9 protein-coding genes are annotated in these 15,639 nt (G+C 52.9%); 7 read left to right on the top strand and 2 right to left on the bottom strand.

The annotated features are described in order from the left end of the window. Positions 1-116: 116 nt before the first annotated feature. Together pbpC and LPA26_RS09070 are read right to left on the bottom strand one after the other, a co-directional pair. The gene (gene pbpC, locus LPA26_RS09075; RefSeq protein ID WP_229008054.1) at positions 117-2,315 is read right to left on the bottom strand and encodes a penicillin-binding protein 1C; all 2,199 of its coding nucleotides are present in this window, start codon (positions 2,313-2,315) and stop codon (positions 117-119) included. 48 nt (positions 2,316-2,363) lie between these two features. Next, complete coding sequence (locus LPA26_RS09070) at positions 2,364-8,303, bottom strand: alpha-2-macroglobulin (protein ID WP_229008053.1); 5,940 nt, start codon at positions 8,301-8,303, stop codon at positions 2,364-2,366. 477 nt (positions 8,304-8,780) lie between these two features. Here LPA26_RS09070 and LPA26_RS09065 point away from each other — a divergent pair, with 477 nt between their 5' ends. From LPA26_RS09065 to LPA26_RS09035, 7 genes are all read left to right on the top strand, one after another. Further along, positions 8,781-10,364 carry a Na+/H+ antiporter gene (locus LPA26_RS09065; RefSeq protein ID WP_229008052.1) on the top strand — a complete coding sequence of 528 codons (1,584 nt, stop codon included), beginning with the start codon at positions 8,781-8,783 and terminating at the stop codon, positions 10,362-10,364. A 220-nt stretch (positions 10,365-10,584) separates the two neighbouring features. Further along, positions 10,585-10,806, top strand: coding sequence for a hypothetical protein (locus LPA26_RS09060; protein WP_055830251.1), 222 nt, complete (start codon positions 10,585-10,587; stop codon positions 10,804-10,806). Between the two features lie 57 nt (positions 10,807-10,863). Continuing rightward, a complete protein-coding gene (locus LPA26_RS09055; protein WP_229008051.1) occupies positions 10,864-11,286 on the top strand; it encodes a YeeE/YedE family protein in 423 nt (140 codons plus the stop codon). A gap of 10 nt (positions 11,287-11,296) precedes the next feature. Beyond that, positions 11,297-11,716: a DUF6691 family protein gene (locus tag LPA26_RS09050; RefSeq protein ID WP_229008050.1), complete on the top strand. Its 420-nt coding sequence runs from the start codon at positions 11,297-11,299 to the stop codon at positions 11,714-11,716. A 288-nt stretch (positions 11,717-12,004) separates the two neighbouring features. Further along, a complete protein-coding gene (locus LPA26_RS09045) occupies positions 12,005-12,460 on the top strand; it encodes a (2Fe-2S)-binding protein (RefSeq protein ID WP_229008049.1) in 456 nt (151 codons plus the stop codon). Between the two features lie 11 nt (positions 12,461-12,471). Beyond that, a complete protein-coding gene (locus LPA26_RS09040; protein ID WP_229008048.1) occupies positions 12,472-14,634 on the top strand; it encodes a xanthine dehydrogenase family protein molybdopterin-binding subunit in 2,163 nt (720 codons plus the stop codon). After that, entirely contained in the window at positions 14,634-15,617 is a 984-nt protein-coding gene (locus LPA26_RS09035) for an XdhC family protein (protein WP_229008047.1), read from the top strand. The genes LPA26_RS09040 and LPA26_RS09035 overlap by 1 nt, the downstream gene beginning before the upstream one ends. Positions 15,618-15,639 lie beyond the last annotated feature (22 nt).

Raw genomic sequence — 15,639 nt, 5'->3', positions numbered from 1 at the left:
AGAAAAAGTGTCATGCTTGTTGAAATTCTAATCGGTATGTCTTTGAATGAATTAACGGTTCCTTTTCGCTTTTTGCCTGGAGGCGAAATCAAATGCTGAGGTATCTAAAGAAATGCCTATTTACGATTACCTTTAGCCTGAATCGGTAAATTTAACGCCCGCACTTCAAAATGATGCGTATCCAGTAATTTGCCACTGGTATCTTTCAATGTCAGCTGATGCTTACCTGGTAAAGGCAATGGCAACACGACTTTGCTTTTACCACAGGCAGCTACCGGGCGATTGTCCAAGAACATGCAGGATTTACCCGTGCCTCCGGATTGCAGCAGCAGTGCCTGACGTTGCTGCGGGATATCCGGATCAGGGGCGATGATAGCGGAGTCTGGCGGCGCAATCAGCATGGCTGATGCCGGGGTAACATTGATACTGATGAGTTGATTGGGAACAGTTTGCGCTGCCCGATTGTGTGCGATCACCCACTCTTGCCGCGGTGACTCAATCGGTGGTTGATAACGCACTTGCTGATGCAAAAGGCCATCTGGAGGCGTCGGTTGCTGGCTATGTTGTTTTTGGTGAAGGTATTCAACGATATCACGCCACACCGGCGCCGCACCAGTGATGCCGGACACATCCCACATGGGCGCACCGGAAAAATTACCTACCCAGACCCCTACTGTGTAACGGTTGGTATAACCAATCGCCCAGTTATCGCGCATAGCCTTGCTGGTGCCGGTCTTCACCGCTGCCCAGGTGCGGGTTGAGAGCGGGCTGGATAGCCCGAAAGTGATGGTGCGTGCGCCGGGATCCGACAATATATCGCCGATCATAAAGCTGGCTTGTGGGCTGAACACCTGCCTGGATTCACCTTCTACTGTAGATGCGCTGGCAGGTATAAAACTGACCGCCTGCCATAGACCGCCATTGGCTAATGCGCGATAAGCGTTAGTCAATTGCAGCAGCGTGGTCTCTGCCCCACCGAGTGCCAGGCCAAAGCCGTAATGATCTGCATCATGGGTCAGGCTGTTAAGGCCCAGATTCCTGAGTTTATCCAGAAAAGGATCAACGCCGACCAGCGTCAGCGTGCGGATCGCGGGTACATTCAACGACGCACCCAGTGCCGTGCGCACACTGATGGCGCCCTGGAAATGCCGGTCATAATCTTGCGGGATATACAGCCCGGAAGGGGTGGTCAGTGCCAATGGGGAATCGTCCAGTACCGAACTGGCATTCAGCCATCCCTGGTCCATCGCCAGCGCATACAAAAACGGTTTAAGGGTGGAGCCGGGCTGACGCAAAGCAGCCACGCCATCAACTTCTGATGCGCCGGATAAATCACCGCTGGAACCGACATAGGCGAGCACTTCGCCACTCAGGTTATCGAGCACCACCACCGCGCCATCTTCCACATTCTGGTCTGACAGTTGTGACAGGTGAGTGCGCAGGGTATTGCGAGCAAAACGCTGAACACTGGCATCGATACTGCTCTTCAACTGTTCGCCATTTTTGTTTAATAAATGTCGCGCCAGATGCGGTGCATCGTCCATACCCGCGATTGGAAACGGTCGTGACGGCAACAATGCTGTGCGCAAGGTCACTTGCATGCAGCTATCCGGCCTGGATTTGTTGCCGGTGAAAAACGGCATGGTCTGCAGCGTTGCACAGGCACGCTTCGCCAGCCGGCTGCGGGAGGCTCCCGGCGATTTGATGAGTGATGCCAGGATAGCTGCATCTATGTTATCCAGTCCATTCGGACCTTTAGCCAACAAACCTCTTGCCGCAGCATCTACTCCGACCAGCTCACCGCGAAACGTGACGCGATTCAGGTAGGCTTCCAGGATTTGCGGTTTGCTCCAGTGCAATTCCAGCGCCAGTGCATACCGTATCTGGTTGAGCTTAGACAGCCAGCTGTTTTGCGAAGAACCGTCAGCTGGAGCATTTAACAGCTTGGCTAATTGCATGCTGATGGTACTTGCACCCCGGGCACGCGAGCGATGCAGGTTGTCCAGTACGGCTGAACCGGCCGCCATCAAATCTACGCCTGAGTGACTGTAAAACCGTTTGTCTTCGGCGACTAATACAGCCTGTTGCAGTGTGCGAGAAATTTCCTGCAAGGGAACCCATGCCAGCATACGGCGTTGTTTATCCAGGCGCAGGCGTTGCAAAACCTGGCCGTCCCTATCCAGCAAAACCGCTTCAGAACTATGGGTAGCAGACCTGGCTTGTTCAAATGATGGCACAGGCGCAAGAAACACCCAGGCACTCGCAACAATCACCAAGATGGACATTGTTGCGAGCACGATGCGTTTACGTGTCACTGCAGTTCTTTCCTCAACTGGGCTTGATTCCTTTGCCTAACATGCTCATTAGGAGCCAGGTTTTACTTCTATGGCAGCGACAGGCAGTTCGGCAAATATCTCCGGCGCATACATGGCCTCCACACGGCTGGCTGGCATGGCAAAGCGGCCAGCGTTGTTCAACCGCACGGTGTATTCGATGCTGAACTTGCCTTTAGGCACATATGAATAATAAGCGCGGAAGCCATCAAATGCGCGTTCTTCAAACGCAGGAAGTTGCCAGCCTTGTTTCTTTTCCCCGGCTGCCAACAGGCTGGAATCGCCGCCAAGGCCGCTACCTAAAATAGTCGCTCCCGCCGGTACCGGGTCATTCACCACTACCCAGGTCATATCGGTCTGCGCATCAATTTCCAGTTGCACGCGGTAGGTATCCCCACGTTGCCACAGACCACCGTTTTTTTGTTCAATTGCAGTCACTGTGCGTTTGAGTTTATAGCCGGAAAATAATGGTTTATCCAGCGGCAATGCGGCTTTGGAAGTCACAAATGCCCATGGATTGCCATTGCCCAAGTGCTGGATAGATAGTGGTGTGGCATTTTTTGGCCAGGCAAAATGCGTGGCTAATCCGGCGCCCATAGGCGTGCCTTTTACCGAGTCATGATGCCCGGTTTCTTCTGAGGCCGTTTTTGCGCCAGACCAATTGAGTGACTGCGCTTGATCGCCCAGTTTGACTTGCGTGCTGCCAGCTACCGGTGCTTTCTCAAAATGTGCCTGGAAGTAACGCAAAGCGGTCGCGCCCCAGGCATTGGCAACAGTAGTGCTCCAGTGGCCGTTGACCTGGCGCGATAGTGCACCACGCGCCAGACGGCCTATGTCAGCCGCTTCCATCTCCGGGTCTTCTGCCAGCAGGCGCAGTGCACGTACTGCATTCAGGTCGGGCGACACCATTAGCCACCACAGGTAATCCTGTTTCTCGGTAGAGAAATTCATGGTGGTGCCTGAGAATGTCAGCCGCGATTGCAAGACCTGGCGTGCCTGTTTCAGTTTTTCGTCATGTTCGGGAATTTCTGGCAGCTTTTGCAACACGGATAGCCAGTCAATCACGCCCGAGCTTGGCCACAGGTTGGGACTGATTTCCAGTGGTTCCAGCATGGCCGGGCGGGCGCGCTCATACCTGGCTAGTGCATCAATCGCGGCCAGTTTACGCAGCGTTAAATCAGCTGTTTGCAAACTGCCATAGCGGTGGATACGGCCGGCGACAAAGTCTTCCAGGCCTTTCAACATGCGCTCACGCGGACCCTCCGGAATCGTGTAATGCGCTTCATCAGCGATATGCAGCAGGTAGCTGGTCAGCGTATCGTCACCCTGCAACCAGTCGATGGCAAAATACCTGGCGAGGCCATCCTGATCCAAGTGCGCAGGCAGGCTGTTCATCACCTGGTTCCAGCCGCCTTCGCTTTCCAGCGTGACCGCGACAGAAGCGCGTTGCTCCAGGCAAACATAGGGATATTTGCTCATCCACTCGCGTAGTGCGCCCTGGTTGCCAGCCAGTGAGCGCGTCAGCTGGACATCGATACCGCCGCGTCCTGCAATCGCACCGGCCGGTTGCTGGACGGAGAAGGTCCATGGTGCATTCGTTTGCCCTTCTGGGTTTGATTGTTGTCCTGAATTTAATTGCTGCAAGGTTTGCTGGTATACCCGCACCGGGTACGCGGCACCGACTTGCTGTGAAATTTTCAGCAGGTCTTGCGCGGGTTTTTGATTGTTGCCGGTGACCACTTCCCTGGCACTGATAGCCCAGTTAAGACGAGTTGCATTTAACGGAACAGTCGCCGGGAAAGATAAAGTAGCGCCCAGGCCCTGTTTCAGCGTTACGCGCTGGGTGTGCGGGGTTTTGCTGATGTCATCCGCTACCGCCACATCCAGGGTCAATGGCCGCTCGGCACCATTACGCACAGTGACCATGGCATTGAACTGGTCGCCTTCACGTACAAACGGCGGCAAGCCCGAGAACAGCATCACTTCCTGGCCGCTGCGGATCAGTGTCGATGCCGTACCAAAACGCATCGCCCCGGCGTGGGCAATCGCCGCAATCCGGAATGAGGTTAAAGAGTCATTCAAGGGCACATCCACCACTGCCTGGCCATGCTTATCCAGTTTCAGGCTGGGTTTCCATAACAGCAAGGTATCAAACAACTCACGTGCATTGGCGCCCTGGCCACCACCGCCGCCAGGTGCCACGGCTTTTTTGCCAAAATGGCGTTTGCCTATCACCTGTGATTGCGCGGTAGACGTACGTACTTCAATTGGCCGCCGTTCCATCATCGCTTCCAGCACATTCCACGACTGCGGTTTTGCTAGTTGCAGCAGGCCTTCATCCACTGCTGCCAATGCCACTTCAGCATTGGCAGCAGGTTTTCCGGATGGGTCTGTCACCGTCAGTTTCACGCGTGCTTTATCGCGCACATGGTAAGCCTGGCGGTCGGCTTCGACGTTGACTTTCAGGCTATAGGCCTGCCAGCCAACGCGTATTTGTGTCATGCCCAGCTTGAACGCCGGCTTGGTTAAATCCACCAGTGCAGTGGGGCGCGTATCTATCTCAACCGGCATTTTCTTGACCAGCCAGAAGAACATGCCTATGCGGTAAACCATGCGTTTCAGCCATGAAAACTGGCCCGACACTTCGGGGTCTATGCGGCCACGCACCACCATCACCGATACATAGGCGTTCGGGCCGTAATTGCTGGCAATCGGCACCTTGATGAATGGGGAACTGGCACTGACAGGTACTACGAAAGAGTCGAGGATGCCTTCGCGCTCGACTGTCACCAGGGCAGTTGCTTTGCGGAAGGGCATGCGCACTTCAAAGCGGGCCGTTTCGCCAGGTTCATAGGCGCGCTTATCCGCCAACAAATCTATGCGGTCACTTTGCGAGGCGTCAAACCAGGCATTGTCGTCTGCCACGTACACTTCATTGCTGGCGATGGCAATATTGCCCTGTTTATCCTGGGCGGTGGCGACAAGTATGATTTCGCCGGATTCCGGCGCCGGGCCATCGCAAACCAGCATGCCGCGTTTATCAGTATTGCCACTGCAAACATTGCCTGCCTGCTTCACTTCAGCGGTTTGCTCATAGGCATAAAACCCGCCCAGCATGCGCTTGCGGTAAGCATAAGTTTTACGCGTATATGCTTCGATATTCACTTTGCGGCCTGCCCAAGGTTTGCCGGCCGCATCCAGCGCCAGTACTTTGAACGCCAGCCGTTCCTTGGTGGCAAAAAAGCCTTCTATTTTCATGCCTAGCGATAATGCCGCAGGCAGGATGATGGCCTGGGTGGCCGCATTCAAAATCTGTCCGTTAGGGTCTGTGTATTCCATCTCCACCTCAAGCGCATGCGATTCCTGCACCCTGGGTAATTTGTCGAACGTGACCCTGGCACCGCCATTGCCATCCAGCGACAGATTGACCGTTTTCGCCGGGTAGCCTTTTACCTGGGTAGATTCATCACCTGCATCGCTTTCACCCTCTTCCTCCATTTCCGGATCATAGGAATAGGGTTGTACAGCCTCTATGCCCTCTTTTGGAATGCGCCCGCCAAAACTGAAATCTTCAAACTGGGTGTATTGCAACGGGTAACGCACCAGTCGGCTGCGGAATTTGACCGGCGCGCCGGCAGCGGCGCCTCCCGCCAAATAATTCAGCTGGGCATCAATCGCCAGTTGATTGCCGTTAATCAATGGTTGCACAGGCGGCTTCAGCACTGCTTTCATCAGCGGCACCCGGTACTGCTCCACGCGGAACGCGCCCGAGGTGAGCATGAACTGCCCTGCCATTAACGACACAGAGTAAGTACCCAACTTTGCTTCCTTAGGGATTTCCCAGGTCGAGATGCCGGCAGCATTGGACCACTTCACCGGTACATCGTATTTCTCGCCGCTACCCTCATGCACGATTGAAATAGTATCTGGCTGTTTGTCTGCAAGATTAAAGCCTTTGCCGGTACGTACGCGGATGAAGTGTTTCATTGACACTTTTTCACCGGCGCGGAACAGCGGCCGGTCAAATACCGTATGCGCGATCAGCGGGGTGCCGGAAGAGCCGCCGCCAAGGTTGAATTGCCAAGGGCTGATGCCATCGTCCCAGGATGAAAACACGAAGGACATATCATCATCCTTGCGCGCTGTTGCCAGCAAACCCGAGCAGCGGTTGTAATAGCCGTCAGGCAGCGTTTCTTCAATATGAGCCATGCCCTTGCCATCTGTTTTGCCTTCCCACAAGGTGCGACCTTCACAGGTGGAAACCCGAACTGCAGCATTGGCGACCGGTTGTGCATTATCCAAACGTGTGACCCAGACCAGGGAAGATTCACGACCCTGTTTCAGATGCACTGCCATATTGGTCACTAGCGCACTGGAAGATACATAGTAGGGCTTTTGCTCGCCATGCAGGGTAGCACCCAGGCGGTCACTGGCGAATTCCACTACATAAAAACCAGGCTTTTTCAGTGGCACGCCTATCAACTCAAAGGTTTTATCACCATGCGCACGCGGCAGTTGCAGTGGGCTGGTGTTAAAACGTGAATCCCTGGCTGACCCCATTAATAGCGGGATTTCGCCTTCGCGTGGGTAACGATCATGCTCGCGCGAAAACTGTTGATCTAACTTGTTATCGTAAGGGTGGCGGGTGACGCGGAAAAACCATTCGGCCAGCGTGGCGTCATCGTCCAGTGCCAGCCTGCCGACAACGCCTTTACTGGTCGTGGATGCACCAGGTTGCACTTGCACGCCGGTCAATGTTGCCTCCACATTCCGCACGCTGACGGGCAGGGCAGGTTGTGCATGTTGCTCGAGAATACCAAAGCGCGACGGGAATTTGATTAGTGGCGGGTCTTCATCAATATTCAGTTTCAGCGGGAAAGACGCACTGTTCACGGGTGAGCGATCAGCGTCATCCTTGAAGCCATAAGGCAGTGATAGGCTGATGCTGCTTTTTTCGGTAAATGGCCCGCGGAAAGACACCGACTCCACGGTTTTACCGGTGTCATTCTTGGCAATCACCGGTGCTATTTGCTTGCCATCGGCAGTCTTAAGCAATAACTTACTGGCAACATCGCGTTCTACCGGCGCGCTGAATTGCACCGTAATTGGCAGCACCGGCACGCAGCCCGCTTTCGGGTTGGTGCGCGTGCAATTGACACTGACTTTAAATGCCTCGCGCACGGCAAATTGCAGTGACTGGGCCTGTGAAGTGGCAATGCCCGAGGTTGAGGTGACGCCTTTGTCCCACCATAAAGTCACCTTGCTGCCGGCCGGTAACTTGCGGTCACATTGTGCCACGACCACAGTTGCGTTTTTCAAGCGGTTATCTTTGACTTCAACGATGCCTTGTTTAGCTTTTTTGGTGATGACCAGAAAAAAATTACTGGCACGGCTAGCCTGCTCGGCCAGGATTTTTTCGCGCTGGCTGCCTTCGATAATCCTTAACGGAATACGGTCACCCACGCCATTAATACTGCAAGCGGCGTGCTGTTTCACTGATTCAAGATTGACCGGCGCGTCCAGCCCCAACAGGAATACCTGCTCTTCATCAATGGACTCATTACCTTCGTAAGGATGGGAAAGCTGAATGGCCGGACCGCCGGTGTTGAAGCTGAACGACTTACGATCAAGCGCCACGCCATTCAGGCTTTTGCTTGATGATTTTGGTGTGAAAGTACACTTCAGTCCCGCGGGCAAGTCATCGTCAAAATCGTAGACCCAGTTGCGTGCATCGGCCCAGTGGCCGTTGCCGGTTGCCGGGCAACTGATGTCAAAAGGCGATTCAAGTCTGGGGTCACCAAAGGCCACCATAGGTTCTGAGAAGCGTGCGCTCACTTGGCGTACAGCTTTGATTTCACCTTGGGGCGAGAATGATTGTACCGTGACAGCAGCTGTTGCAGGTGCGGGTTCGGCCCCAGCCTTATTTGAAAGCAATAGTATGCTTAACAATACAATCTTCAACGCGCTCATGAAAATCCTCTTCTATATTTTTATGTCAGGCGGGGTTTGCTGAGGTATAGCCCGCTTGGTTTCGCGACATGGCGGAAGTGATGGCGTCACCATGTGCTGGATGGTTTAAGTGTAACGAGCTTTGGTTACAGTTGCCATATCAAATCATTATTGTTAACAAATCATCATCCGCAGCGGTTCGTCATTCCGGCGAAGGCCGGAATCCAGGCAAAATTAATGCTTAGCTTGGTTACAATCGAAGAGTGAGTGCTGCATTCTTTAACTTCAACCAACCTGAAATTAACCAGGTCTGGATTCAGCATACAGGGCGCGTTTAATTCTGCATAAGCCAGCCACAAATGCAAAAAACATCCTATGTAAACTCCTATTGCATTCTTCTCTAATACGCCTACTGAATGAAATCTAAAATCTTAAATTTAACTGTAATATCTATCCTGTGTCATTGTGCCAACAGCAGTTTTTCAGAATAGAAACATTATGAGCAACGAATTCTATTTCAACCTGATTCTTTTCTTTTTAGTTGCCATCATCGGCCTCGAACTGGTGGCAAAAAAGTTACGTCTACCACCCGCCGTTGCCCAGCTAGTCGGCGGCGCCGTCATTGCCTTTTTGCCCGGCTTGCCTGCGTTCGAGATTGACCCTGCCCTGGTGCTGGTAGTCTTTCTACCGCCATTGCTAATGGAGGGTGCCTATTTCACGGTCTGGCATGAATTCCGTCGTCACCTCACGGGCATCCTGTTACTCGCCATAGGGGCGGTGCTATTCACTACGCTCGTTGTTGGCCTCGCCTTGCATGCATTAAACCCTGGCCTGCCATGGGCCGCATGTTTTGCCCTTGGGGCGATTGTGTCGCCACCGGATGCGATTGCTGCCAAAGCCGTGTTGCAACGGGTTGCGTTACCTCGCAAATTGCTGGTTTTGCTTGAAGGCGAAAGCCTGCTCAATGATGCCACTGGCCTGGTGCTATACAAGTTTTCCATCGCAGTCATACTGACTGGTGTGTTTTCCATGCAAAGTGCCTTGGTTGAATTTGTATGGCTGAGTGTAGGCGGTGTGGTGCTGGGGGCGGTGTTTGGTTACCTGGTCTACAAACTGCTGCGTTACCTGGAAGATACTTCACTCATGATTTTGGCTTCAGCGTTGCCTGGCTGGATCTGTTACGTGGTTGGCGAATACCTTGATGTTTCCGGCGTGATTGCCACTGTGACTTACGGCATGATACTGGGCTGGTATCAGCATGAAATCATGACCGCGACCGCCCGCAGGCGCGGCAGTGCTTTCTGGGACATTATGATTTTTATTCTGGAATCGCTGGTGTTTATCCTGATTGGACTCTCCCTGCGCGGGGTGTGGGAGCGCATTGAGCATGCCGAGAAGTCGTGGGGTGCTTACAGTATTGAGGTATTGCTGGTGTTGGCTGCCGTCATCCTGTCGCGGTTCGTCTGGATATTTGCCGTGGATGGGCTTGCAAGGTTATTTAAACAGCAATCGAACAAGCCACATATGCAGGCCAACTGGCGCGAATCTTTTGTCAAAAGCTGGGCAGGCATGCGTGGTGTTGTGACGCTGGCGGCCGCGTTGGCGGTACCCGCGCAAGTTCCCGGCCGCGACCTGATGCTGCTTTCTGCATTCGCCGTTATTTTAGTAACGGTGCTGTTTCAGGGGACCACCATAGGCTGGCTGATTCGCGTGCTGGATATTAAACACACGGCCAATGAGCACGTCTATTTAAACGAGCCGCAAACCTGGGCCAAGCTGGAAGCGGCGCAATTTGCGGTGGTGAAAGCACTGGCACACGATGAATCCGGAAAAGTAATTCATCCACGCTTGCTGGAACAATATGGTTACCGGGCCAATTTATCGCATACCTTGAAAGACTCGCATGCGCTACCTGAAGATGTGCGTAAAGCGCATTTTAATGTGGTGTTGGCGGCAGTGGCAGCAGGGCGGGAAGAGTTGCTCAAGTTGCATCGCTCAGGCCAGATTCATGATGAACTGCTGCATTTGATGGAGCGGGACCTGGATATCCAGGAAATCGCAGCCTTGCATACCCGTGGCTAAGTTTGGAGCAATCAGGCGTGAATCCACATTTTTTGTGGATAACTTTTAGGGTGGGCTGTGGGTGGAAGCTGTAAACTACTGATTGCACAAGGTAATTCAGCTGTGCTTAAAATAAGGGCGTTATTCAGTACTTGCCATAAACTTCTTCAGCAGGTGTTGTGTATTGTCGTCAAGCAAAACCCGGCGTAGCATAGAGTGAACATAAGGTTAGGAGGCGGCGATGAAAAAGATTTTTTATATTGATTATCCGCAAGAGCATTTTGAAGGTCAGGCACACCGTTATCGCTGCGCATTTTGCAAACAGGAGACCACCAAAATCAACGGTCGCCTGGAAGGCCATTTGCCAGATTGCGAATATCGCGTGTTACTGGAGAAAGCCGGTTTTGAATGCAACACCAGTAAATTCAGGCCTAATCTGGATACCACGGACGAAGAAGATTAGTGCTGGCTTTCCGCATTACAGCCAATAACAACAATACTTATTACTGAGGTCCGCACCATGACCACATTCACCCCCTGGCAATCGCTGATCGGCGGTTTGCTGATCGGTTTTTCCACCCTGTTATTAATCCGCTGGCTGGGTAAAGTCGCCGGCATCAGCAGTATTGTCGGGCAACTCTGGTCAAGCAAGCCCGATGACCGTGGCTGGCGGCTCGCATTTGTGAGTGGCCTGCTGGTTTCCCCGTTACTCTACCAACTATTCTCGCCACTACCGGCCATGCAGATTGAAGCTGGCTTACCGTTACTGATTGTGTCCGGTTTGCTGGTGGGATTCGGCACGCGCCTGGGTTCCGGTTGCACCAGCGGTCATGGCGTGTGCGGCTTGTCTCGATTGTCTTTGCGATCACTGGTCGCCACGCTCACATTTATGCTGGTGGCTATTGTTGTAGTGTGGGTCACCCGCCACTTGTTAAATTCGTAAGGAAACCTGCATGGCGAACTTGATAGCATTAATAGCAGGACTGGTGTTCGGCTTAGGCCTGATCATAGGCGGCATGACCAACCCGGCTAAAGTATTGGGCTTCCTGGATGTTGCCGGTGACTGGGATCCTTCACTGGCGTTTGTCATGATAGGCGCGATTGCCGTTGGCTTCTTTGCATTTCGCGACGCCAAACAGCGAAAGTGGAGCGAGCTGGGTTTTTCTATCGATTTGCCTGAGCGTACTAATATTGATCAACCTTTAGTGATAGGTGCAGTGTTATTTGGTATTGGCTGGGGTCTGGCCGGTTTTTGCCCCGGTCCCGCAGTTGCCGCATTGCTGATCGGCGGTAGTCAGGTCTGGATCTTTGTCGCCAGTATGCTGGCTGGGATGGGGCTGTATACACTGGCGACTAAATTGAAGTGGTTATAAAGCAAAAAATAAAAGCGGTATTTCACAGTAGATTAAGTATTCATCTGTGACCCAAGTAGGATCGGCGTGATAGCTAAAGTGCTAAAACGCATCGCACCTTGATGCCTTTATTCCAGAATAAGCGCACTTTTTTAACACTATTAAATTTCCAGTAAGTCATCGCTAAGCTATTCATACATACACTCATGTATGTTAGGATGTTTTTGATAAGGATGAGACCCCACCGCAGGGTTTCGCGCACCAGCCGCATATCTGTGGCTTTAGTCAGATACCAAGGAACCTTACCTCATGAAACTCAATATCAATGGCAAAGAAACAGAATTAAAAGTCAGCGATGATATGCCTATCTTGTGGGCTATTCGCGATGTCGCCGGATTGACCGGCACCAAATTTGGTTGCGGTATGGCAATGTGTGGGGCCTGTACTGTACACCTGGATGGGCAGGCTATCCGGTCATGTGTGACGCCGGTGAGCGCTGCCGTTGGCAAAAAGATCACTACCATTGAAGCCATGCAGGAAGATAAAGTGGGCAAGGCGGTACAGACCGCCTGGCAGAAAATTGATGTGGTGCAATGCGGATATTGCCAGTCCGGCCAGATCATGTCCGCTACTTCATTACTCAGGCAAAACCCGAAACCCAATGATGCCGATATTGATGCCGCCATGAGCGGCAATATCTGCCGTTGCGGTACTTATCAACGTATCCGTGCAGCGATTCACGAAGTTGCCGAAAAACTGGCTTAAGGAGAGAACACATGAACGATATGATTAATCTCTCCCGCCGTGGGTTTATCAAAAATACCGCCCTGGTCGCGGGTGGCTTGGTGGTGGCTTTCAGTATTCCTCAAGCGAAACGTTTTATGGGTGTGGCCAATGCCGCCGAGGCGCTGACATTGCCGGCGCCAAATGCCTTTTTGCGTATAGGCAAGGACGATAGTATTACCGTCATGCTTGCACATAGTGAAATGGGACAGGGCATCTGGACCACATTGCCTATGCTGATCGCCGATGAACTCGACGCTGACTGGAGCAAAATCAAGGTTGAGCATGCACCAGCTGCGCCTTCTTATGTGCATACCGCGTATGGCATACAGATTACCGGAGGATCTTCTACCACCTGGTCAGAGTTTGAGCGTTACCGCCAGGCAGGCGCGCTAACCCGCGCATTGTTGCTGCAAGCAGCAGCCAAACAATGGAAGGTGCCGGTTGAAGGTTTGCGCACTGAAAATGGCTATGTGATCAATGGCACTCAGAAATTAAGCTATGGCCAATTGGTAGAGACTGCCAGCCAGCTGGAAACACCGAAAAATGTCACACTGAAAAAGCCGGAGCAATGGAAATATATTGGCAAACCGACCAAGCGTCTGGATAGCGCCGACAAAATCAACGGCACCGCCAAGTTCGGTCAGGATGTGCAGTTTGATGGTTTGAAAATCGCCATGGTCGCGCGTGCGCCAGTGTTTGGCACCAAACTCAAATCTTATGATGACAGTGCTACCCGCAAAATCCTTGGCGTCATTAAAGTGGTACAAGTGCCGACAGGCGCTGCAGTGATTGCCGAAAACTACTGGGCTGCCAAACAGGGCCGTGAAGCACTGAAACTGGTGTGGGATGAAGCGGCGCACGAACGGCCGGATACTGCACAATTGCTCAAGCAATATCAGGCATTGGCACAGAAGCCTGGCACACAGGCGGCCAAGGCAGGGGATATTGCCAGTGCCAGCAAAAAGGCTACGCATACCGTGAGCGCCGAATACGTGCTGCCGTTCCTTTCGCATGCGCCTATGGAGCCACTCAATTGTGCAGTGAAAATCTCAGGGGATGGTTGCGAAATTTGGACCGGTACCCAGATGCAAACCACTGACCAGGCGTCAGCAGCCAAAATCCTGGGCCTGAAACCTGAACAGGTGAAAATCCACACGCAATTCCTCGGTGGCGGCTTTGGCCGTCGGGCCAATCCGCGTGCAGACTTTGTTTCTGAAGCAGTGGAAGTTGCCAAGGCAGCGAATATGCCGGTGAAAACCGTGTGGAGCCGTGAAGATGATATCAAGGGTGGTTTTTACCGCCCGATGTTCCTGCACCGCGCCAGTATTGCGCTGGATAAACAGGGCAAGCCATTGTCATGGCAACACACGCTGGTGGGCCAATCCATTATCAAAGGCACCCCGTTTGAGGGTGTCATGATCAAGGATGGTATTGATGCGACGTCGGTAGAAGGCGTTGCCGATTCTCCTTATGTGAAAGGCACTGCCAATCACCAGGTGCATCTGCACTCCGTACAAAGTGATATCCCGGTATTGTGGTGGCGCTCGGTCGGCCATAGCCATTCCGGTTTCGTGATGGAAAGCCTGATAGACGAGCTGGCGCACGCCGCTAAACAGGATCCGCTTGCCTACCGTCGCCAGTTATTGAAAGGTCATCCGCGACACCTGGCGGCCCTCAATCTGGCAGCGGATAAGGCCAGCTGGGGTAAGCCATTGCCTGCCGGCGTATTCCGCGGTATTGCTGTGCACGAATCCTTCGGCAGCTATGTGGCACAAGTGGCGGAAGTCTCCGTTAAAGAAGGCGAAGTCAAAGTACATCGCGTCGTAGTGGCTATCGATTGTGGCCTGGCAGTCAATCCTGATGGTGTGCAAGCGCAGATGGAATCGTCAGTAGCCTATGCGCTGGGCGCGGCCTTGACCAGCGAAATCAGTTTTAAGGACGGCAATGTGGCGCAATCCAACTTCCATGATTATCAGGTGTTGCGCATGAAAGATATGCCTAGAGTAGAAGTGCATATCGTGAACAGTAACGAGAAAATGGGTGGCGTAGGCGAGCCTGGCGTGCCACCACTGGCGCCTGCGGTGGCTAATGCCGTGTTTGCAGCGACCGGCAAACGCATACGCCGCCTGCCAATTGGGGATCAGTTAGCATAATGCAATCTTCTGATCAGGAAGTGCTGCAACGCGCCAGTGACTGGTTGCAACAAGGATATCGTGCGCATTTGTTCACTGTGATTCAAACATGGGGTTCTGCTCCCAGGTTGCCCGGCGCTATCTTGGTAGTGCGTGAAGACGGCCATCTGGTCGGTTCGGTGTCCGGCGGTTGTATCGAAGATGATTTAGCCAATAAGGCCAAGCATCAAGAGCTACCTGTACAGCCAGCGATCATGGAGTACGGCGTTAATCAGGCCGAGGCGCAACGGTTCGGTATTCCCTGTGGCGGCCAGATCAAGATTTTTTCTGAATCTCTTAATGATGCCTCACAATTAGCGCCTATGCTGGAAAGCCTGGCGCAACGGCGATTGCTCAAACGCTCTGTCCATTTGCCAACCGGCGAAATCCGCCACGCATACGTATTGCCTGAAGGGCAACCACGCCTGGAAAATGATTGGTTCCATAGCTATTTTGGCCCGCAATGGCGCTTACTGATTATTGGCGCAAACCAGCTTGGCTCGGTACTGGCAGCCATGGCACAGGCGCTGGATTTTCACGTCATGATCTGTGATCCGCGTGAAGAAATGCGCGACGAATGGCATGTGGAAGGCGCTGACTGGTTGCCGGGGATGCCGGATGATGTGGTGCTGGAAATCACCCCAGACCCGCATACCGCGATTGTTGCGGTAACGCATGACCCGAAACTAGACGATATGGCGTTATTGGAGGCACTCAAATCTGAAGCATTTTATATAGGTGCTTTGGGCTCGGTAAAAAACCAGGAAAAACGTAAACAGCGTCTGCGTACGTTTGATTTAAGTGAGCAGGAAGTCAACCGTCTGCACGGTCCGGTTGGTCTGCGTATTGGCAGTCGTACACCTGCTGAAATCGCGGTATCTATTTTGGCCGAGTTGATTCAGGAACGCTCGCAGGTACAGCAGGCATGTATTCAGGCTGTAGATATTAATCGCGCGGTTGCCTGAATTCAGTCGCTTGAAGGTTCAT

This window comes from Methylophilus sp. Leaf408, assembly GCF_916856905.1.
GTDB lineage: Bacteria > Pseudomonadota > Gammaproteobacteria > Burkholderiales > Methylophilaceae > Methylophilus.
Note: the sequence above shows the minus strand (reverse complement) of the source record. Positions and strands in the feature narration are given on the sequence as shown.